Genomic DNA, 23440 nt, shown 5'->3' with positions numbered 1-23440 from the left:
TTTTTAAAATTGAACGTTAGCTCCTAACAGAATAGATCTTGCTTGTGGATAAACACCTTTATCTACACCGAAAACCTGACCTCCAATTTCTGGATCATAACCAGTATATTTTGTGAAAGTGATTAAATTTTCTCCAGTTACATAAAAACGAATTCTGTCTGCACCAATTTTAGATGATAATCCAGTTGGCATTGTATATCCAAGAGTAACAACTTTCAAACGTAAGTAGTTTCCATTTTCAAGGTAGAAATCAGACATATTACTGAAGTTTTTATTTGGATCGTTGTTAGTCAATCTAGGATAATCGTTTGAAGTTCCTTCTCCAACCCAACGTCCTAAAGCTTCTGTTTGATAGTTTGCTGTTAACATATCAAGTCTTCTTAGTCCCTGAAAAATTTTGCTTCCTGCAGCACCTTGTGTAAATGCCATGAAATCGAAGTTTTTGTAGTCTAAGTTTACAGTAAAACCAAAAGTATATTTAGGGATGTTAGTTCCTAAGAATTGTTTATCATCATCTGTAATAGCACCATCTCCATTAGTATCTACCCAACGGAAATCACCTGGTCTTGCATTTGGCTGAATTAAACCTCCTGAAGCATTTTTGTAAGCCTCAACTTCTGCTTCATTTTGAAATATTCCAGCAGTTTTAAAACCGTAAAATTCATTGAATGAATGTCCAACCTGAGTTCTTGTTACTTGTCCCATAGATTGGAAACTAGCATCGCCTGCTATAAAGTTTGTATTAGATCCTACGTAAGTAACTTCATTTTTCAAATAGGCAAAATTGGCATTCACTCCTAAATTAAAATCACCAAGTCTTTTCTTGTATCCAGCTTCTACCTCAAAACCACTGTTGTTCATATCAGCAATATTTGCGGCTGGCGCATCAACAACTCCAACGTAACCAGGAATAACAACGTCTCTTAAGATTCCGGTAGTTCTCTTTTTATAATAGTCTAAAGTAAGAGTGAAGTCATTAAAAAGTTTAGCATCAAGACCAACAGTAGTTTGTGATGTTTCTTCCCATCCTAAATCTGCATTTGGTAAAGTAGAGTTTCCGTAACCTGTAGTAATTGATCCATCGTTTCCAACAGCGTAATTGTATCCTCCAACAACTAAACCTCTATATTTAAAATCCCAAATATTATCATTACCAACAACTCCATAACCTCCACGAAGTTTTAATGTATTAACGATATTGTTTTCTGTCCAGAATCCTTCTTTCGAAATTACCCATCCTAAAGAGAATGAAGGGAAAACTCCAAATTTCTTGTTTTCTCCAAATCTTGTTGAACCGTCACGACGAACAATTCCTGTAAATAGATATTTCTCTTTGTAATCGTAGTTTAGACGGAAAAATAACGATGATAACTTATGCTCAATTTTATCACTTGCTCTACTAACCATATCATCTTGTGGAAGGTTAAAATTCCAGGAAGCATCTTTATAACTTGTAATTGGCAGACCATAGAATGTAGTACCAATTGTTTTTCCGATGTTTTCTACATAAGCACCTTGTCCTACTAAAGCATTAATAGAGTGATCTCCAAATTTATTAGTATAGTTAAGCGTGTTTTCTATATTCCATGCAAATGCTTTTTCGTTGTCCTGGCTATAATTGTTTCTATCAGCCTTCATGTTTGGATTCAGGTAGAAAACAGGTGTAAACATCTCTTTGCCCCAATACGCTAATTTACCTCCAAGTGTTGATCTTACTTTTAAGTGACTAGTAATATTAGCTTCTAAGTAAGCGTTCCCTACAAAATCATCAGACCAGTTATAACCTCCCAATCTAGTTTGTGTATAAGCTAGTGGATTTGTCATCTCTTGTTGTACTACAGGAGAAATACCGTAAGGATTCCCGTGAGAATCCAAAACAATATTTGGACTGTTATAAAAACCTGAGCCAATTACTGAAGGATCTGCAACTATCGGAGTAATAGGGTCTAAGTTAATTGCAGAACTTAATACCCCGCCAAATTCACTATTAATATTTCCAATATCCTTTGTTTTTTGATGAGTATATCCAAACGTTTGTCCAAAAGTAAAATAGTCAGAAATTTTGTGTGTTGAATTTAAACGGAAGTTTTTCTTTGTATAATTTGAAATATCCGTTGCAACGATACCTTCCTGATCCTGAACTCCAAAAGAAGCATAAAAAGTAGATTTTTCTCCACCACCACTAAAACTTAGTTCGTGTGTATATCTAAAAGCCGAATTGTTAAAAACTGCATCCTGCCAGTCTGTACCTTTACCATAAGAAGATGGATTTGCATATTTTATAGCGCCACCATCTGCAACAGACTTTTCATTCATAATTGTTGCATATTGACTTGCATCCAACAGATTTAATTTTTTTGCCGGAGCTGCAACTCCTGCAAAACCACTATAATTCACAGAAATTTTTCCTGATTTTCCTTTTTTAGTAGTCACTAAAATAACTCCAGTTGCAGCACGAGTACCGTAAATTGCAGCAGAAGCAGCATCTTTAAGAACCTCGATAGATTCAATATCAGATTGGTTGATAAAACCAACAGCACCTGCGTCAATAGCAATTCCGTCAACAACCCATAAAGGATCATTTCCACCTTCTCTAAAAGTAGTTATACCTCTAATACGAACCTTAGAAGCTGCACCAGGCTGTCCAGAAGTAGCTGCAATAGTAACACCGGCAACTCTACCTTGCAAAGCTTGTTCAACACGTCCGTTTGGTACTTTTTCAAGATCTTGTGCTTTTACACTGGAAATTGCTCCAGTAACAACAGATTTCTTTTGAGTACCATATCCAACCACTACAACCTCATTTAAAGATTGTGATTCTGGTTTTAATTGAATTGAGATTTTTGTTCTACCATTTACAGCTTCATTTACTGTAGTGTAACCAATAAAGGTGATTGTTAAAGTTCCGTTTGAAGGTACTTGTATCTGAAACTTCCCATCAAAATCGGAAGCTGTTGCTTTAGTAGTACCTTTTAATAAAACTGTTGCACCTGGAACAGGCATTCCACTTTCATCGCTTATCATTCCATTTACTGTGACATCCTGAGCCACAGCTATAACCGAGAATAACAAAGATGAAATACAAAAAACAAGTAATTTTGTTAATTTCATTTTTCTAAAAATTTTGGTTAATTAATTAGTAATTCGATGCAATACTAAAACTAAATTTTTGTTTTTCGTATTTATAAATCCATACAAAAACACATCAAAATGAAAATTTCAATATTATAAAAACACATCAAAAAAAATGTAACTAATTAATATTCAATAATTTATAAAAACAAAAAATAGTACTAAAGAAAAGTTAATTTTAAAAATAAACACTACATAGATTTTTTGACTATAAATTATACTCAAAATTTATAAAACTACAACGTGATAGTACCGTAAATAGTTTCTCAAATACTTATTTTACAAACGTTTAAAACTAAAACTGCTATAAAATTCACAAAAGAACCCAAACAGAGAATATGATATTTTTACGTTAGTTTTTTTACATTATTGACAAAAATTTTAACAGAAGAAAAATCTTATTTTTTGCTTTTTACATAGATTTCGCCTACAAAAAAGCAGTTTTACATACCGTTTTTTAAGTCATTTTCATTGTGAAGAAAGATGAAAATTGATTTTTAAATACAACTTTTGAAGATGTAATCAATAACGTCTCTGATTTATTCCCCAAAAAACAAGAAAGAAAGTTTAAACTCGATATCTTTTTATTTTCAATGGTTTGAAGCTTTCAGCCTGTCGCTCTCTTAAAATGAAAGGATTTATTATTTAAACAAAAAAGCAACAGAACATCTTAAGAAAACAATCCTTGTATTTGTTATAGCAGAATCATATTGATTCTCAATTCGATTTTAAGGCAAATCACTATAGCATAAGTGCTTTATAATCAAATAATTTCTGATGACTTACAAAAACAACATCAAAAAAGGGCAAGAGAAACGCCGATATCAAGACCAAAAACTATATAAAAGCCCTGATAAGGCTTCAATAGGAAATAAAAGCTTAAAACAAAGCAAAAAGCGAGTTACAACCGCATACAGAATACAATTAAGCAGAGAAATAACGCATCTTAAAGTCCATTCTGTTGTAAACAAAAAATAGCCCATAATCGAAATTATGGGCTATCCAGGCAATAAACTTAACTTAAACTAACCATAGTAGTTTAAACTTTCTATTATTTTACTCTGTGTTCATTTGAGCAAAATAAATAATGCTTGAAAATTCGAAAAAGGAAGGTTTTAATCTTCCTTTTTCGAAGATAACTAACACAAAATATTATTCGGGTTTAAAAATAAACGTCCAACCTGTTTTATTTGCATCATTATTACTTAAATGGAGAACTAATCTAGTATCTGTAAGTTCAATGACTTCATATATACCATCTGCATTACCTGCTTCATACCCTAACATTTTAGAATTAAAAATCGTCAATAATCTATTTTTAATATCCAGTTTAAAAGAACCTTTTGTTGGCGTAGCAGTTTTTGTGGCATAATGATTATAGTTTGCAGCTCCATCAAGATCGAAATGCATTTTTCCAGCAACATCAACAGGCACCTTATCACCAGAACCACCAGCATTCCACCAAGCTACATCCCATTTATCCTTACCTCCATTAGCTATATCAGGAGACATATACCACCAAAGTCGACCATCTCCTCCGACACCATCAAAAACCCATGTCTTACCAGCTGATGTATTTTCACTCACTAAATCGTACCAATCCTGATCTAAGCGTGTATCAATTCTGTCAATTTGCACATCAATTGTTTTTGTAAAAAACGTTTTCCCCAAAGTTCCAACAAATGTAAAAGTTGATTTCCCTGGAATTGGATAAACTATTGTTGTTTCATTTGTTAAGGCTTTGTCTAAACCATAGTCCCAGTAACCTGTAACTCCAGGCGTGTTCATACTAAGCGTAACTTTATTACCTCCGGGAGGAGTTTGAGTAGCTACTAATTCAACTCCAGCCACATTGGTTGAATCCGCTAAATGTTGTTCATCTACAATTGGGTCACACGCTGAAAAAATCAGCATAAGGACAGCAATTAGTAAATACTTTATATTGTGAATTTTCATCTTTCTAATTATTAATAGTTATTAAATATTACCATCCTGGATTTTGAGTATAAACACCATTTAATAGTCTCATTTCAGTTTCAGGAATTGGAACTAGACCTTTAGTCTCTGGTCTGTACTTCACACTGTAATTTGCATCTACCCCAGAATTTCTTACCTGAATTACATCATTAAATGCTGTATTAACATCTCCCCAACGCACTAGATCAAACCAATGTAAAGCTTCAAAAGCAAATTCATGTAAACGCTCGTCTTTAATATTCTGCATACTGTATGCAACAGCTGGCAATTTAGCTCTTGCCCTTACAGCATTCATACCGTCTGGTGTTTTAGTAATTTCTGAATGCATCAATAACACATCAGCAAAACGCATGAAAATAAAATCCTGTGCATGCATTAACTGCATATCTGCATTGGCCCAAGCATATAACTGTACAAACATTCCTACATTAGCACCTTTGCCATTGTCATATTGAAGTGAAGCATACTTTTTATTAAATAAACCCGTTTCATGATCGCCTTTATCTTTCGCGTAACCTCCAGTTCCCTGATCAGCTCTCGCAACTTCCAAAATAGAACCTCTTTTTCTTGGATCTGTATCGTCCCATCCACTATATAATTTAGGATTTACAGTACACCATCCCCAGCCTTCGCCAAAAGGAACCAATGAATTTCCACGCATTGAATTAAACAAAGTCATTCTGTTGGTATAAATATTACCATTTGTCCAGCCCCAGTCTCCAAATGAAAACCTTTGTACAAACATAGTTTCTAGATTCCCTGTTCCAAATGTTGGGCTAGCTCCATCCTGACCAACCCATGCCAAACCTTCAGTTGTTGCCCAAGGCAATATATTAGTTCCCGAAGCTTTATTTACATAAGAGTAAGGCCAAAGATTTCTAAAATCTGAAGCTAATTTATGACCGCTGTTGTTTACACAGTCACTTAAATAAGTCGCTACTTGTGTTCCAGTTATAGAGCCTCCTCCCACAAGTGGTAAATCTGCTGTTGCCTGATTTTCTATATTAGACATATAACCTGTATAGAACAAAAATACACGTCCTAAATAAGCCTCAGCAACCCATTTATTGGCATGTCCGTATCTTGCTGTAGGAATGCTTGTAAAAGGAGTAGCTGGCATCGTTTCGATTGCTAACTTTAAATCTGAGGCAATTTGGGCGAAGGTTTCTGTATAAGTGGCTCTTGGAGCACGTCTATCGCCGTCATAGGCAATTATTAGTGGAACTCCTCCAAAGAATTTAGCTAATCTAAAATAGAAGAATGCTCTCATAAACAAAGCCTCTCCAAGCGCTTGATTTTTAAAATCAGCTGCCTCTGTTGGTGTATTAAAATAGGTAGAGAAATCAGCCAATGGAACTTTTTCTATAATTGCATTTGCTCTTGAAATTCCATTATAAGACTGTACCCACATATCGCGATAAGTATCTTCCGTTGGGTCTTCAAAATTATCTACCCATTTAGCCGCTTTATCGTCAGGGCCTCCACCACCGAACATCATATTGTCCATCAAATTGGCTGCAACTTGCTCTTCACTGGTGATATTATTTGCATAGATCGCATTATAAACACCTGCCATTGCCTCATCTATGTCCGTAGGAGATTTATAGAAACTTACTAAACTCTTTTCGGTAATATTGTCTTGATCCAGATAATCATCACAACTTGAAGCTGTAAAAATTACTGAAATTGCTATAATATATTTTAGTTTTTTCATTTTGAATGTATTAATATTAAAAATCAGCACTTAATCCAAACATCACCGTTCTCGATTGCGGATACAATCCAAGATCGATTCCTGAAGCCCAAGGAGTAGTTGTATTATTTCCTGACCATCGCACCTCTGGATCCATACCATCATATTTAGTAAATGTGTATAAGTTATTTACTGCAACATAGAATTTAAGGTTAGAGATAAATGTAAAATCTTTCAATATTTCATTAAAATTATAACCTACTGTTAAGTTATTGATTCTTAAATAATCTGCATTGTGCATATATATATCAGAAATATAATTTGAGTTTCTATTTGAAACTGAACTTAAACGAGGCATCGTATTAGAGGTACCTTCACCATGCCAGCGGTTAAAAACATCAGAAGTATAATTTTGTTTAGGCATATCAGCAAAAGATCTGTAAGACTGCATAACCTGCATACCATATTTACCTGCCATTGTGGTATTTAAATAAACATTTTTAAATTCAAAGTTTAATTGTATACCTAACTGAAAGTCAGGATTAGGATCTCCTAACATTGTTTTATCTTTTTCGTCGATAACACCATCGTTGTTTAAATCTACAAAACGAACATCTCCAGGACGCTGGTCACTAAAATAAGGTTGTCCAGATGGTCCTACATAAGCGTCAACCTCTTGTTGGTTTTGTAAAATTCCTGCCGTTTTATATCCGTAGAAATATCCTATCGGGAAACCAACTTGCGCTCTCGAAATCTCTGAAGTCCCTTGTGACAATACATTACTAACACCGTGAATTATACCATCTGCGTTTGCAACCTTTGTAACTTTATTTTTGTTCGCAGCACCACTTACTGTAATACCATACTTGAAACCGCCTATCTTATCTTTCCAGCTTACAGAAAATTCGAAACCTTTGTTTTCAATATCCCCTCCATTAATGTAAGGAAATCCTGCTCCAGCAGTACCTGGAAGCTGAGCCAAGACCAACCAGTTTTTAGTAGTTTTATTATACCAGTCAAAAGTGACTCCTAGTCTTGAATTAAATAAAGAGGCATCTAATCCAAAATCAAGCTGTTCGGATGTTTCCCAAGTAACATCAGGATTTGGAACTTTTGATGGATATGCTGTTTGACCAGAAACTGGCTTAGTATCTCCAAAAAAGTATCCAGGAAATGCATAAGCAATACTTGACGTATAATAAAAAGCATAATCCGTCCATTGATTTCCATTTTGTCCCCAGCTTCCTCTTAATTTTAAGAAATTAAGCGTTTTTGAAGTACTAGACATAAAATCTTCTTTTGAGATAACCCATCCAGCAGATACAGAAGGAAAATTACCATATCTGTGACCGTCACCAAAATTAGAAGACCCATCACGGCGAATTACTGCAGAAAGAAGATACTTCTCTTTATAATCATACTGCGCTCTGGCAAAATAAGACATAATTCCACCTCCACCAGCAGCAGTATCCTTTCCAGAAGTATTAATTGCAGCTATCGAAGTTGGGGATTTTGTATTATTCAAATAAGCATATTTTGGATCTCCAGGAAATGTTAGTCCATTTCTAGTACCAGACACATCAGTATTCACTACATTTTGTAGTAACTCAGTACCAATCACAGCATTAAGATTATGATTTCCAAACTGTTTTTGATACGAAACTGTGTTTGTCCAAGTTGTGTTGGCCCCAAAATATTGAGATTGTGTCGCACCGTCTACTGAATCATTATAAAGTACTCCTAAATGGTAAGTAGGATTCATTGATCTGCTGTAACCAAACCATGAATCAACATTGTACACAGATTTAAATCGAAGATCCGCAATTGGTTCAACTTCTAAAAAGACATTCCCAATAATTTTATGATCTCTTGGATAATTATAATTACTTCTATAAAACATTACAGCTAAAGGATTAGTCTGATTGGTAGATATACCTTCAAGAGTCGGAGTAAACCCAAATGGACTTATGTTTCTATCAATAGCGGTTTGCCAGTAAGCAGGCTGCAATGGATTCTGTACGAGAGCATTATGCAAATCATTCCCATAAATATCGCCCGAAGAGACATCTCTTTTTTGAATATTTGTATAAGTTAGGTTCTCCCCAATCGTTATAATACTATGGCTTTCATTCTTTTTCAATACCATTTGTGTATTCATTCTTGCTGTTAATCTCTTAAATCCAGCATCAATAAGATTTCCTCCTAATATACCGTCTTGATCAAAATAAGAAAATCCTAATGAATAAGTAATGTCTTCACTTCCGCCCGTCATATTTATTGAGTGACTAACAATAGGAGCATCTTTTTTAGACATTTCATTAACCCAATTAGTCCCTGTCCAGCCATTTTGCAACTTGTCCCAAATTTCATTTCCTAATTGCGTGCCTGCACCAGGATAATTTGCTTCCAGCCAGCTATTATTGGTCAGCGTAGCTTTCCAATCAGTTGGCGCAAGTCCATCGTTAACTCTTCCTTCATCCATAATATACATATATTCCTGCGCATTCAAAGGATCTAAATTTTTATAAATGTTTTGAATACCAAAGTAAGAGTCATAACTAATTCTAGCAGGTCTTCCTTTACGTCCTTTTACAGTAGTTACCAAAACAACTCCGTTAGCGGCTCTTGAACCGTAAATTGCTGCAGAAGCGGCATCTTTTAAAACATCTATAGACTCAATATCTGAAGGATTTAGGTAATCTATATCTCCAACCGGCACACCATCTACGATGTACAAAGGGTTTGAATTTCCGACAGTACCGATTCCACGAATGGTCACCTTGGTACCAGCGCCAGGGGCACCACTGTTTCTAGTAATACTAATACCAGGTGCTATACCCTGAAGTGCTTCCATGGCAGAACCCGTATTTAAATCCTGAATTGTTTCTCCTTTTAAATTGGTTGATGCACCAGTAATAAGAGCTTTCTTTTGGGTACCATATCCAATAACCACTACTTCATTTAAACTTTGAGATACTGCTTTAAGCACAACGTTAAACTTTGTCCTTCCGTTTACTGCCTCATTAGCAGTTTCAAAACCTACGAAACTAACCACTAAAGTTCCATTTGAAGGAACACTGATCTGAAACTTCCCATCAAAGTCAGACGCAGTTGCTTTATTAGTCCCTTTTACTAAAATTGTTGCCCCTGGGACGGGCAATCCGCTTTCGTCATTAATTGTCCCCGTTACCGTCACATCCTGAGCAAATGCGATAACTGAAAACAGTAAAGACGAAACACAAAAAATAAGTAATTTTGTCAATTTCATTTTTCTAAAAATTTTGGTTAATTAATTAGTAATTTATTGCAATTATAATGTTAAATTTCAATAAACTAGAATTAAAATTCCTTACAAAAACACTTCAAACTAAATATCAACACACTACAAAAACACAACATTTTTTTTTTAATTAATTAATTTACTGTACTTTAGATTTGATAAAAAATTGTTATAAAAATGTTAATTATAAAAATCGTATATTACATTAGTTTATTCACAACTACAACGTTTTAAATTAAAAATAATTTAAAAAAACAGATTTAATGAGATTGAAAAATCAACAATTAAATAACATTATATAGCATTTCTAATAAAAATACATTTAAAATTTTATGAAATTCATAGTTAGACCTTTTACAGTTATATTACTACTTTTCATACAAAATATAGGTTTCTGTCAGGTAAAAAACATCGGAATTCCAGACATAAAAAACTATAAAAGATCAGAATACAAAGGAGGAACCCAAAACTGGAGTATCGATCAAGATAAAAACGGCAATATTTATTTTGCTAACAACAGCGGTTTAATACAATTTGACGGTTCGAACTGGCACAAATACTCTCTACCTAATAAATCGGAGATAAGAAGCTTAAAAATCGATGCTTTGGGAAGGATTTTTGTTGGAGGAAATAATGAATTTGGCTATTTTAAGATTGATGAAAAAGGAATTTTAAAATACCATTCTTTATTCAACTTACTAAGTCCTATTGACAAAGAAAATATCAACCTAATCTGGAGAATCCACATTTTTAATGGCGAAGTTATTTTTCAGTCTTTCTCTAAAGTATTTTTCCTAAAAGGAGAAAAAATCACCACATTAAATGCTCCGCATAAATTCCAATTTTCATTTTTGGTAAAAAATCGCCTATATTTTCAAGATAAAACTCTAGGCGTATTAGAATATAAAAACAGACGCCTTACAGCTGTAAAAGGCACAACTGTATTTAATGACAAAGAAATCTGGTCCCTTTTTCCGCTTCCTGACAATCGCTTAATGTATGCTACTTTAGAAAAAGGTCTTTTTGTATCCGAAAATGGCATAATAAAACCTTGGGAAACTGAGGCAAATGATTTTATAAAGAAAAATACCTCTCTTGGCGGTTCTATTATTAAAAATAAATTCATTGTACTTAATTCTGTACTAGACGGTGCCATTATCTGTGACTTAAATGGAAAGATAATACAGCACTTAAACAGACAAAAAGGAATACAAAATAACACCATTCTGGCGTCATTTGTTGATAATAAAAACAACATCTGGCTGGGGCTTGACAATGGTATCACTTTTATAAATGAAAACTCTCCTTTTTCGTACTTTGACTACAGTTACAACATCGGAACAGTTTATGCCTCGACAATATTTCAAGGCAATTTATACGTAGCCACAAATCAAGGTTTATTCTATCATTCTTGGGGAACTTCTTTTAAAGATAGCTCGTTTATAAGAGTGGAAGGAACAATTTCTCAGGTTTGGAACATTCAAGTTCTAAACGATGTATTAATCTGCGCCAGCAACAGTGGAGCTTTAATAATTGACAAAAATAGGGTTTCAAAAATACTAGATACAAAAGGATATTTTGGATTCAAAAAAATCCCAAATCATCCTGATTATATTATAGGAGAAAGTTACAACGGTTTTTCTGTTTTCAAAAAATCGGGCTCAGGATATGATTATTTGCATCAGGTAAAAGGTTTTGATGAGACAACCAATAACTTTTCTGTTGAAATAGATGAAAACTACTTATGGCTAAAGAAAAATCCGTTCTTATATCAGGTGAAATTGTCAGATGACTTAAAGAGATTTGATTTCATAAAGAAACATGTTAATATATCAGATAAATACAAGGGAATTAATAGCCTTCAAAACATCAACAATAAGGTTTACTTTCAAGTGAATAATCATTTTTACAGATATTCAGTTGAACAAGAGGTATTTTTTGAAGATAAAAAAATCACAGATTTATTTAAAGGAATCCCTACCATTAACACATTAATTGAAGATCCTTCTGGTAACTTATGGTATGCATATAATGAATCACTAGGGGTTTTAATTAAAAATAGAAACGGAAGTTATGCTAAAAAACAGACTATATTCTCCAATTTGACAGGAAATTTAGTTAACAACTATGTTTCTGTAAATGCAATTGATCCTCACAACATCTTTATAGGATTGACTGACCGATTGGCGCATTATAATTCGGCTATTCCAAATACTTTCATGGCTAAACCAAAAGCATTCATTGAAAGTTTTTCTTTTCCTGGCGATACCATTCTAACAGGTAATCTTATCAATAAAGCAGAATCCTACAGTCTTCCATATAAACATAATCGCGTAAAATTCACTTTTGCATCGCCAACTTATGAAAATCAGGAAAATGTGATGTACTCCTATAAATTAGAACCTTTTGAAGAAAACTGGCGAAGCTGGTCTTCGACAGCCATAAAAGAGTACACTAATTTACGAGAAGGCAATTATGTAATGAAATTAAAAGCTAGAAACAGCTACGGTATAGAATCTGATATCAGTGAAGTTGAATTTACTGTATCCCCACCTTGGTATAGGCACTTCCTTGCTTATTTATTCTATCTTATCCTTGTATTATTAGGTGCTTATCTTATCTCAGTTCGAATTAAACTTAAAATTCGAAAAAACAGATATTATGAAACCATTGAACAAAGAAGATTATATCTGGAAAAAGAATCTAAAATCAGACACGAACAGCATGATTTGGAGAAAGAAATTGAAAAACTAAAAAATGACAAACTCCAAATCAAGATCTTAGCAAAAGATAAAGAACTGGTAAACAACTCATTACAAGTTGTCAAAAAAAATAAAGTTCTAAATGGAATTATTCACAAACTTAAAGATATCGATACCAATATTCTAGACGAAAGCACCAAATCCGAATTCAGTAAACTGCATAAAAGTATCGTAAAAGAAGTCAATACAGACAAAAGCTGGAAAGACTTGGAAAAACACATTAAAAACGTGCATTTTGAATTTTTAAAGCGTTTAAAAGGACAATATCCTACCATTTCTCCAAGAGAATTAGATTTATCTACTTATTTATTAATGAATATGTCAACCAAAGAAATAGCCGAAATCATGAATATTTCAACAGGTGGAGTTGAACTAGCACGTTATCGTTTAAGAAAAAAACTAGGTTTAAATAAAAAGGAAAACTTAATCGGATTCTTAATGACTATTTAAAAAAAGAAAGCCATTCAAATTTGAATGGCTTTCTTTTTATACAATATATTCTAAAGTTCGTTCAAGGGCCATTCCTCTCGAACCTTTTATCAAAATAGTATTAGAATCAAATTTGAAACTTTTCAGGAAGTCAGCAAATGCATCAAAAGTTTCAAAAAACTTTATATTATCACTCAAAATCTGGTTCGAATAAAATGATTTCCCAATTAAAAAACACAATGCCTGATCTTGAGCCGCCAGAGAATCTACAATAACCTTATGCTCATACAGACTCTCATTTCCTAACTCAAACATATCTCCAAGAATCATAATCTTATTATTCTTATCCAATTGAAGAAAGTTTGTAATCGCTACTGCCATACTGCTAGGATTTGCATTATAAGCATCTAGAATAATCTCATTTGAACCTTTTTGCATCATTTGAGACCTATTATTAGCTGGAATATAATTTTCGACAGCGCTCTTTATATCGCTTTCTGTTACTTCAAAATATTTTCCAATAGCGGTTGCCGCATTTATATTATTAGCATTATAAAGTCCAATTAAATGCGATTCGATTTTGAAATCATTATAGCTAACAGCCACAAACGGATTTGCTGTAATTTCCTGAATATTCAAATCGGCACTTTCCTTTTCTACACCAAAAGTAAAAGATTTAATTCCTTTTGATTTTTCTATTTGAATAGGGTCTTCAAGATTTACAAAAACAGTCTTTTGATTTGCATGCAGATATTGATACATTTCACTTTTTCCGGCAATCACACCTTCAACCCCTCCAAAACCCTCCAAATGCGCTTTTCCAAAGTTTGTAATATAACCAAAATCCGGCTGTGCTATCTGACAAAGGAATTCAATTTCTTTCTGATGATTAGCTCCCATTTCTACAATCCCAATCTCTGTTTCTTTTGTAAACGAAAGCAAAGTAAGAGGCACACCAATATGATTGTTTAAATTTCCAACAGTAGCTTTTGTTTTAAACTTTTTTGATAATACAACATTTATTAATTCTTTAGTTGTTGTTTTTCCATTGCTGCCTGTTAGAGCAACAATTGGAAGTGCCAAATAAGAACGATGAAATTTTGCTAATTCCTGAAGTGTCTGCAAACTATTTTCAACCAAAATAGTCCTATCATCAATAAAGTATGATTCGTTGTCAATAACAACATATAAAGCACCCAAATCTAGTGCCTCCTTAGCAAATGTATTGGCATCAAAATTCTCTCCTTTGATTGCAAAAAACATTGAATTCTTTTCAATCTTTCTGGTGTCAATAGAAAGCGAACTGCATTGTAAAAACAAATTATGAATGTCCTGAATATTCATTTATAAAATTTTAAATAGACCATAAAAATAGAAAAAAACAATAAAAAAATTCCAAATTCCAGACTGAATATTCAGCTTTTGGAATTTGGAATTTTTATGCTAGAAATTCTAATTCTTAGTTTCTAGGAGATTTTCTTCTTTCAGATTTTGCACCTACTCTAGACATTGCACATCTGAAACCAATATAGTCAGTTGCCATATCTTGAGGGAAGTATCTTCTTTGAGCTGGATCTAACCAATAAGCTCTATCTCTCCAAGATCCTCCTTTGTAAACTCTTACTTTATCATCGATTAAAGTAGTACGTTTACTAGAATTATCATATTTTCTTATCATTTTACCTAAACTATCTGTAGTTACATTATGTTTAGGAGAATTGTACATAGCTTGATCTGCTTTTGAACCTGATTCAGAATCACCAAAGTCAAAATATCTTGAAGATTGTTTATCACCATCTCTGTAGTTGATATTATCACTTGTGCTGAAGTTTTGTCTCAAATAAGTTTCTTGCTCATCAACCGGCACCTGCGCGATTTCTCCAGGAAGGTTTCTTGCAATAACTTTACCGTTACTTAAAGTATCATATTTAATAGTAGCAGTTGTAACAATTTCAACCTTACCATCTTTACCAATTTTGTTTTTAGCGTATTGGTTTCCTCTGTAGTAGTTGAAATCATTTGCTTCATTATCAATAATTGGTCTGTAAACGTCAGCTACCCATTCTGCAACGTTTCCGGCCATGTCATATAATCCGAAATCGTTTGGAGCATAACTTTTTACAGCATTTGTAATATCTGCTCCGTCATCTGACCAACCTGCAATTCCACCGTAATCACCGTTTCCTTGTTTGAAGTTAGCCAATTGATCACCCTTATTTTTACGTTTATTAGAACGTGTATAATCTCCAGACCAAGGATATTTCTTTTGTCCTTTGTAGATGTTATACTCTCTTTGTCCAACATCAGCGGCAGCTGCATATTCCCATTCTGCTTCAGTAGGAAGTCTGTACTCTGGTAAGATAATTCCAGAAGAACGTTGTGCGTACACATTTTTCTCTTCAGGAACTACACCATCTTTTCCAGCTTTTGGTCTTCTACCAGTTGGGTTTTTCTTTAATACAATTTCTTCGCTTCCACCACGTGATGTACTTGGAGACATTAAATATCCTTCAGTATTAAACGCATTTTCAGCATTCACATCATTTGTCTTAGCACCTTTTTGAAGATATCCATTTTTCTCTAAAACTGCCTCATTTACACGATCAGTTCTCCATTTACTAAATTCAACAGCTTGAATCCAGTTCACACCAACTACTGGGTAGTTAGCATAAGATGGATGTCTTAAATAGTTATTAGTCATCGTTTCGTTATAACCTAAACGATTTCTCCAAACAAGAGTATCTGGTGATGCTCCTTCATAAATATTTTTGTAATTTTCTTCTGTCGGCGGGAAAACTTTCTTTAACCACTCTAGGTATTCTAAGTACATACCGTTTGTAACTTCGGTTTCATCCATATAAAATGACTGAACGTGTTGTTGAGTTGGCGTGTTATTCCAATCGTGCATAACATCATCCTGTACCTTACCCATAGTAAACGTACCTCCTTCAACAAAAACCAAACCAGGACCAGCCTGTTGTTTTTTACCTGCATTTCTAGCAGCAGTTCCATTCTGACTATCTACATCCCAGCCAGTTGCTCTAGAAGCGTGAGTGGAACTCGATTTTTTGCTACAACTAGCCGTGCCCAACATCAATACCATTGACATCATTAACTGCAAGACTACAATTTTGTTTACTTTCATACTCATTCTTAGGTGATAAATTTAGGTGCTGCAATATAATAATTAACATTTAATTGGCAACATCTGTTCTAATAATTTTATTTAGCTGTTTTTTTTACCAGAAAATAACCTTTAGTTACGAACGCAAAAATATACTTTTTATTATTTACTGTAACATGAAATACTATATTTTTACTTACTAATTATTTTTTAATTAATTTTCACTTTTTAAACCAATGAAACAGCTATTTTTCATCTGCTTTTTTTTAATCCCAATTCTTGCATTTCCTCAGTCAAATGGGGAAATAACGATTAATTGGCAAGATAAAAAAGAAGCAAATTATGGTGAAAATAGAATTACAATTCCGTACTTCTCAGGAAGCGGTTTTCGCTTTGATATGACCAAAAAAAGCATAACATTATTAGAAAACCTAAGCCTTCCTAACCTATCAAACGGCAGTTCAATACAAATTAGAAACGTCATTTATGAGTCTATATCTAGAACTGATTTAGGTGATTTGGCTCCTGAAAACATCCCTGCAAAACCAAATGAGACCTTAATAATTACGAATGCAAGAGACTTAAAGCGTACTTTTTTATCCTTAAATCCGATAATAAAAGATGGAAACGGTTTTAAACGCATCAAGTCTTTCTCTTATTCCATTAACAGCTCTACAGCAAGAAGTTCTAATAGTTCTGTTTTTCAAAAAACCGCAACAATTTCAAATTCTGTGTTAGCATCTGGAGACTGGTATCGTTTTTATGTTCAAAAATCTGGGGTTTACAAAGTCACAAGATCTTTTTTACAAAGTTTAGGACTCGATCCATCAAAAGTTGATCCGAGAAGAATTAAAATTTATGGAAATGGCGGCAGAATGCTTCCTTTAGCCAACAGCATTTATTATCCTGACGATTTAACCGAAAATGCAATTCAAGTAATCGGCGAAAATGACGGTGTCTTTAATAATGAAGATTATATTCTTTTTTATGCAGAAGGAGTTGAAAACTGGAATTCTGAAAGCCAGACTAATTTGAATTTATACGACTCAAAATCTTATTATTACGTTACAGCTTCTGGCGGAGACGGAAAAAGAATTCAAAACCTTAATCAGCCTACTGCTAACACAACATTAGAACTAAACACGTTTGATGACTATCAATTTCATGAAATAGACCAAACGAATATTATTCACTTAGGCCGTCAATGGCTTGGAGAATCATTCGACATTAATCAAGAACAGGAATTCTCTTTTAATTTTCCCAATCTCGATACTTCCACGCCAGTAAAAATAGAAGTAACCGCAGCATCTGCAGCTTTTACAGCTACTTCTTTTACAGTCTCTGCCAACGGACAAAATATTGGAACTATGAACTACTCTTCCTTACAAGCAAGTTCAGAAGACAAATACATTAACAAAAGCTTACCTCCAAACACAACATTTACAGGAACTGATAATATTAAAATAAAACTTACCTATAATAACAATGGAGTTCCAGGATCTAAAGGCTATTTAGACTACATCAATCTAACCGCAAAACGAAAACTTTTGGGAACAGGAAAACAATTTCCTTTTCAATATAATGATGCAGGTTCCACAGCAGGCGTCGTTAATTACACCTTTGGAAATGCCACAGCAATTTCTCAAGTTTGGGATGTTACCGATTTATATAATGTCTTAACAATTCAAAATTCAAATCAGGCCAACTTTAGCTTCAAAGCCAATTTAGGCGAAGTTAGAAAATATGTCGCGATAGACGCTTCTGACTATTATACTCCTTTAAAAGAAAATCAGTCCAAAATTGCAAATCAGAACTTAAAAGGAACTATTTTCAGAAACAGCCAAAACACTTTCCAAGACATAGATTACCTAATTGTCACAATCAAATCTTTAGTTTCTCAAGCTGAAAGACTGGCGAACTTCCACCGAATCAATTCCAATTTAAATGTAAAAGTGGTTTCTCTCGAAAATATCTATCAGGAATTCTCATCGGGAAAACAAGACATTGCTGGAATTCGGAATTTTGTAAAGTACATTTACGAAAATGCTTCTTCTCCTGAAAAAAGAATAAAATACCTAAACTTATTTGGAGATGCTTCGTATGACTATAAAGATCGAATTTCAAACAACAACAACATTGTTCCTATTTATCAGTCTCTAATAAGTTACACTATAGGCGAAGGCGGATTTGCTACTGATGATTTTTATGGACTCATGGACACAAACGAAGGAATCGTAGGTTATCCTTTTGACGGAATTGATATCGCGACAGGACGTATGTTGGTTTCAGACAACGCTCAGGCACAGGAAATGGTTAATAAAGTTTTAGAATATCACGACACAAAATCGTATGGAAACTGGAGAAATAATTTTGTCCTAATAAGTGATGATACAGACGCAGCTGGAGATCAAACATTACAGGCAAACCAAAATGCATTAGCCGATTTAATTGCAACTGAAAAACCATTTTTTAATATCGAAAAAATATTCTTAGATGCCTATACACAAGAGGCTTCTGCCGGAGGAGCCAGATACCCTAAAGCCAGAACTGACTTTTTTAATGCTTTTGAAAAAGGAGCATTAGTTTTTAACTATTTAGGTCATGGAGGAGAAGATGGACTTGCGAGCGAAAGAATTTGGGAAAAATCAGATGGTCAAAATCTGAACAATCAATACAAGTATCCTCTTTTTATAACCATAACTTGTGAATTTTCCAGATTTGATGATCCGTCAAGACCAACTGCTGGAGAATATGTCTATTGGAATCCTAAAGGGGGAGCGATTTCTATGCTGACTACGGTTCGCCAAATTGGAAAAATAAACGGAGAAAGCTTTAACAGCACTTTAAACAAAAATCTTCTTTCATTCGGATCAAATCAATATAATAGTATAGCAGAATCTCTGAGAATTTCTAAAAACGAAAACTCCAGCTCAGGCAGCAACATAGTTACCTATTTAGGTGATCCTGCCTTGATGTTGGCAATTCCAAAACCCAGAATTAACTTAACAAAAGTAAACGACATTGCAATTTCACAACCAATTCCCGATTTCAAATCATTATCTAAAATTAAAATATCGGGAGAAATCACAGACGAAAACAATACCTTACTAAGCAATTATAATGGAGAATTAGCGACTGCTATTTTTGACAAAATGCTCACCACCACAACTTTAAACAATGACGGATTAAGCCCGCCTATGCAGTTTAAAATTTTAGGCGAAACTATTTTCAGAGGAAACGCTTCTGTTACAAACGGTCAATTTGAATTCAGCTTTGTAGTTCCACGAGATATCCGAATTCCTGTTGACAATGGAAAAATCAGCTTTTATTCTAAAAAAACAGACGCTTTAGAAAACCAAACAGGCTACAACAATACCATTAAAATTGGAGGAATTAACGAAAATGCACCTCAGGACAATATTAGTCCAAAAGTGAAGTTATATATGAACGACGAAACTTTTGTGTCTGGAGGCATCACAAACGAATCTCCTTTCTTTTTAGCTTTTTTAGAAGACGAAAATGGAATCAACACAGCAAGCGGAATCGGGCATGATATTGTTGCAATTTTAGATGGAGATGTTAGCAATCCTTATATTTTAAATGATTACTATCAGACCAAATTAGACGATTATACAAATGGAAACTTACGCTTCCCATTTAGAAATTTAGCTCCAGGACTGCATACTATAAGTTTTACTGCTTGGGATGTTTACAATAATCCCGTAACGAGTGAGATTCAATTTACTGTTGTAGGAGACGAATCGTTAACATTATCACATGTTCTTAACTACCCAAATCCTTTTTCAACTTATACTCAGTTTTGGTTTTCACACAACAGACCTTACGAACCTCTGGACGTGCAAGTGCAAGTAATGACCATAACGGGTAAAGTAGTTTGGACAAAAAATCAAACTATAACAACAGAAGGATTTTTATCTAGAGAGATTACTTGGGACGGTAAAGACGATTTTGGTGACAGAATCGGAAAAGGAGTGTATATTTACAAACTAACTGTAAAGTCGAATTTAACAAATAAAAAAGCAGAAAAATACGAAAAGCTTGTCATCCTATAATATTATATATATTTGCACCACCAAAAAACATAAGTCCCTTAAATGAAAAAACTATCACTTTTATTAATTTGCCTTTTTACCTTTTTCAATTCAAAGGCTCAGGAATCAAGACCAATAGTAACTGGAGTTCCTTTTCTATTAGTTGCCGCAGATGCTAGAGCAGCGGGTTTAGGCGACCAAGGGGTCGCTACTTCTGCCGACGTATTCTCACAACAATGGAATCCAGCGAAGTATGCCTTTTCAGAAGACGCACAAGGTCTTTCGATCAGTTACACTCCTTACTTAACAGATCTTGCTAATGACATTTCTTTAGGTCAAGTAACCTATTACAACAAATTTAGCGACCGAAGCGCTTTTGCGGGAAGTTTTCGCTATTTTGGTTTTGGAGGAATTGAACTAAGATATACGGGAGACCCTAATGAAGCGGTAAGAACAGTAAATCCAAACGAATTTGCCTTAGATGGATCTTATTCATTAAAACTAAGCGAAGAATTCTCTATGGCTGTTGGAGCACGTTTTATAAACTCAAATTTAAAAGTAGCTTCAGAAGATGTCGACGCTTCAGCCGCTAGCTCCTTTGCTGTTGATGTAGCTGCTTTTTATCAATCAGAAGAAATCGCTTATCAAGATTTCAACGGAAGATGGAGAGCCGGTATCAATCTTCAAAACTTAGGACCAAAAATCAGCTACGACAGAGACGATTTAAGTTCAAACTTCTTACCTGCCAATTTAAGATTAGGAGGAGGATTTGATTTTATTTTTGACGATTACAATAAACTTGCTGTAAGCGCTGAACTTACTAAACTTTTAGTTCCAACACCTCCAGGAATTCAAGCCGCTGTTGACGGAAATGGCGACGGAGACTTCGATGACCCTGAAGACCTTACACAACAGCAGGCTACAGACGCTGCGTATAACGACTATAGAAATATTGGATGGGTTTCTGGTATATTCAAATCTTTTGGAGACGCTCCAGGAGGATTCAAAGAAGAGATGAAAGAGGTTACTTATAGTCTTGCTGCAGAATATATGTATCAAGATTCATTTGCGATGCGTTTAGGATACTACCATGAAAGCCCAGAAAAAGGTGCTAAACAGTTTTTCTCTTTAGGAGCAGGATTCAAATACAATATCATGAAAATTGATGTATCATATCTATTCTCTGCTTCGAAAATCAAAAATCCTTTGGAAAACACCCTTCGTTTCTCTTTAACGTTTAACTTTGGAGACAAATACGAGACGTACTAAAAAGAACAAACTAAATAAAAACAACATAATCCAAATTCCAGCATCTTAGGAATTTGGATTTTTTTTCCCTTAAAAACAGATGAAAGAAATCAATATAACAACTTCATTTACCATATTTGATAGCATAAGTGAGCTATCTGAAGAAGTTCAGGACTTAATGAACCAAGCAATTGAGATCAGAAAAAAAGCATACGCTCCTTATTCAAAATTCAGAGTCGGAGCTGCGTTACTTTTAGACAATGGAAAAATTGTTTTAGGCTCCAATCAAGAAAACGCCGCTTATCCATCTGGACTTTGCGCAGAAAGAACAGCTATTTTTTATGCAGGAAGCGCATATCCAGAAGCCAAAATTTTAAGAATGGCCATTACAGCCGCTTCAGATACTAATCAAACCACTGCTCCTATTCCGCCTTGTGGTTCTTGCCGACAATCAATTGCAGAATATGAGATAAAACAAGAAACTCCTATTGAAATCTATTTTATGGGTGAAATTGGCGAAGTTTATAAATCATCATCATTGAAAAATTTACTCCCATTGATGTTTGATAAAAAGTTCTTGTAAAAAAAAGCCAAAAAGTGGTCATTAAATTTTAGTTCTTAAATGTAATGTCTTATTTTTGCATCCCGACCTTTCGGGCGCAAATTTGTGGGAGGAAACTATTTTGCGTTACAGGCACAATAATCGATAACACAAACAACTTTAGCAAAAGAAAGAATTCAGATGAAAGAAGTTACAAAAGAGGTATATTTAAAGTGGTATGAAGACATGCTACTTTGGAGAAAGTTTGAAGACAAACTTGCAGCATTATACATTCAACAAAAAGTTAGAGGTTTTCTACACCTATATAATGGTCAAGAAGCTGTATTAGCTGGCGCACTGCACGCTATGGATTTGACCAAAGACAAAATGATTACTGCTTACAGAAATCACGTACAGCCAATTGGTATGGGAGTTGATCCTAGAAACGTAATGGCAGAACTTTTAGGAAAAGCAACAGGAACTTCTAAAGGTATGGGAGGTTCTATGCACATTTTCTCTAAAGAACATGGTTTTTACGGTGGTCACGGAATCGTAGGCGCTCAAATTCCTGTAGGAGCTGGTATTGCTTTTGCAGACAAATATTTCAACACTGGCGGTGTTACCATGACTTACTTTGGTGACGGAGCTGCTAGACAAGGTTCTTTACATGAAGCTTTTAATATGGCTATGTTATGGAAACTTCCAGTTGTATTTATCGTTGAAAACAACGGTTATGCAATGGGAACTTCTGTAGAAAGAACTGCAAACCACACTGACATCTGGAAATTAGGTTTAGGTTACGAAATGCCTTGTGGACCTGTTGACGGAATGAACCCAGTAAAAGTTGCTGAAGCAATGCACGAAGCTATCGAAAGAGCGCGTCGCGGAGACGGACCAACTTTCCTTGAAATGAAAACGTACCGTTACAGAGGACACTCTATGTCTGACGCACAATTATACCGTTCTAAAGAAGAGGTTGAAGAGTACAAAAAAATCGACCCAATTACTCAAGTTCTTGACGTAATCTTGGATCAAAAATATGCTACACAAGAAGAAATCGAAGTAATTGACCAAAAAGTTAAAGACTTAGTTGAAGAATGTGCGAAATTCGCTGAAGAATCTCCATACCCAGATTTACAACAATTATACGATGTAGTATACGCACAAGAAGACTATCCATTTACACCTCATAAATTATAATA

General features: G+C 34.3%; 11 protein-coding genes. 5 read left to right on the top strand and 6 right to left on the bottom strand.

Annotated features, from left to right (window positions below; all coding sequences use genetic code 11):
• Positions 1-3: 3 nt before the first annotated feature.
• The 4 genes from GSY47_RS03505 to GSY47_RS03490 form a co-directional block, all read right to left on the bottom strand.
• Positions 4-3111 (bottom strand): SusC/RagA family TonB-linked outer membrane protein, encoded by a 3108-nt coding sequence (locus GSY47_RS03505; protein WP_179003165.1) that lies wholly within the window; start codon positions 3109-3111, stop codon positions 4-6.
• 1173 nt (positions 3112-4284) lie between these two features.
• On the bottom strand, positions 4285-5088 hold the full coding sequence (locus GSY47_RS03500) for a hypothetical protein (protein WP_179003166.1): 804 nt from the start codon (positions 5086-5088) through the stop codon (positions 4285-4287).
• A 28-nt stretch (positions 5089-5116) separates the two neighbouring features.
• The gene (locus GSY47_RS03495; RefSeq protein WP_179003167.1) at positions 5117-6823 is read right to left on the bottom strand and encodes a RagB/SusD family nutrient uptake outer membrane protein; all 1707 of its coding nucleotides are present in this window, start codon (positions 6821-6823) and stop codon (positions 5117-5119) included.
• A 16-nt stretch (positions 6824-6839) separates the two neighbouring features.
• Positions 6840-10070 carry a SusC/RagA family TonB-linked outer membrane protein gene (locus tag GSY47_RS03490; RefSeq protein ID WP_179003168.1) on the bottom strand — a complete coding sequence of 1077 codons (3231 nt, stop codon included), beginning with the start codon at positions 10068-10070 and terminating at the stop codon, positions 6840-6842.
• A 344-nt stretch (positions 10071-10414) separates the two neighbouring features.
• Between GSY47_RS03490 and GSY47_RS03485 the strand changes: the two genes are divergently transcribed.
• A complete protein-coding gene (locus GSY47_RS03485; RefSeq protein ID WP_219071104.1) occupies positions 10415-13294 on the top strand; it encodes a helix-turn-helix and ligand-binding sensor domain-containing protein in 2880 nt (959 codons plus the stop codon).
• Between the two features lie 36 nt (positions 13295-13330).
• Here the strand turns inward: GSY47_RS03485 and GSY47_RS03480 are convergent, their stop codons facing one another.
• Both GSY47_RS03480 and gldJ read right to left on the bottom strand, forming a co-directional pair.
• A complete protein-coding gene (locus tag GSY47_RS03480; RefSeq protein ID WP_179003170.1) occupies positions 13331-14617 on the bottom strand; it encodes a UDP-N-acetylmuramoyl-tripeptide--D-alanyl-D-alanine ligase in 1287 nt (428 codons plus the stop codon).
• Between the two features lie 115 nt (positions 14618-14732).
• Positions 14733-16418 carry a gliding motility lipoprotein GldJ gene (gldJ, locus tag GSY47_RS03475; RefSeq protein ID WP_179003238.1) on the bottom strand — a complete coding sequence of 562 codons (1686 nt, stop codon included), beginning with the start codon at positions 16416-16418 and terminating at the stop codon, positions 14733-14735.
• 215 nt (positions 16419-16633) lie between these two features.
• On the opposite strand from gldJ, the gene porU reads away from it, so the two are divergent.
• The 4 genes from porU (at position 16634) to pdhA (ending at position 23438) form a co-directional block, all read left to right on the top strand.
• On the top strand, positions 16634-20470 hold the full coding sequence (porU, locus tag GSY47_RS03470) for a type IX secretion system sortase PorU (protein ID WP_219071103.1): 3837 nt from the start codon (positions 16634-16636) through the stop codon (positions 20468-20470).
• Positions 20471-20512: 42 nt separating this feature from the next.
• Complete coding sequence (gene porV, locus GSY47_RS03465) at positions 20513-21718, top strand: type IX secretion system outer membrane channel protein PorV (protein ID WP_179003172.1); 1206 nt, start codon at positions 20513-20515, stop codon at positions 21716-21718.
• A 79-nt stretch (positions 21719-21797) separates the two neighbouring features.
• Positions 21798-22280, top strand: coding sequence for a cytidine deaminase (gene cdd, locus GSY47_RS03460; RefSeq protein ID WP_179003173.1), 483 nt, complete (start codon positions 21798-21800; stop codon positions 22278-22280).
• Between the two features lie 159 nt (positions 22281-22439).
• Entirely contained in the window at positions 22440-23438 is a 999-nt protein-coding gene (gene pdhA / locus GSY47_RS03455; protein ID WP_179003174.1) for a pyruvate dehydrogenase (acetyl-transferring) E1 component subunit alpha, read from the top strand.
• The last annotated feature ends 2 nt before the right edge of the window (positions 23439-23440 follow it).

The organism is Flavobacterium quisquiliarum, assembly GCF_019308285.1.
GTDB lineage: Bacteria > Bacteroidota > Bacteroidia > Flavobacteriales > Flavobacteriaceae > Flavobacterium > Flavobacterium quisquiliarum.
Note: the sequence above shows the minus strand (reverse complement) of the source record. Positions and strands in the feature narration are given on the sequence as shown.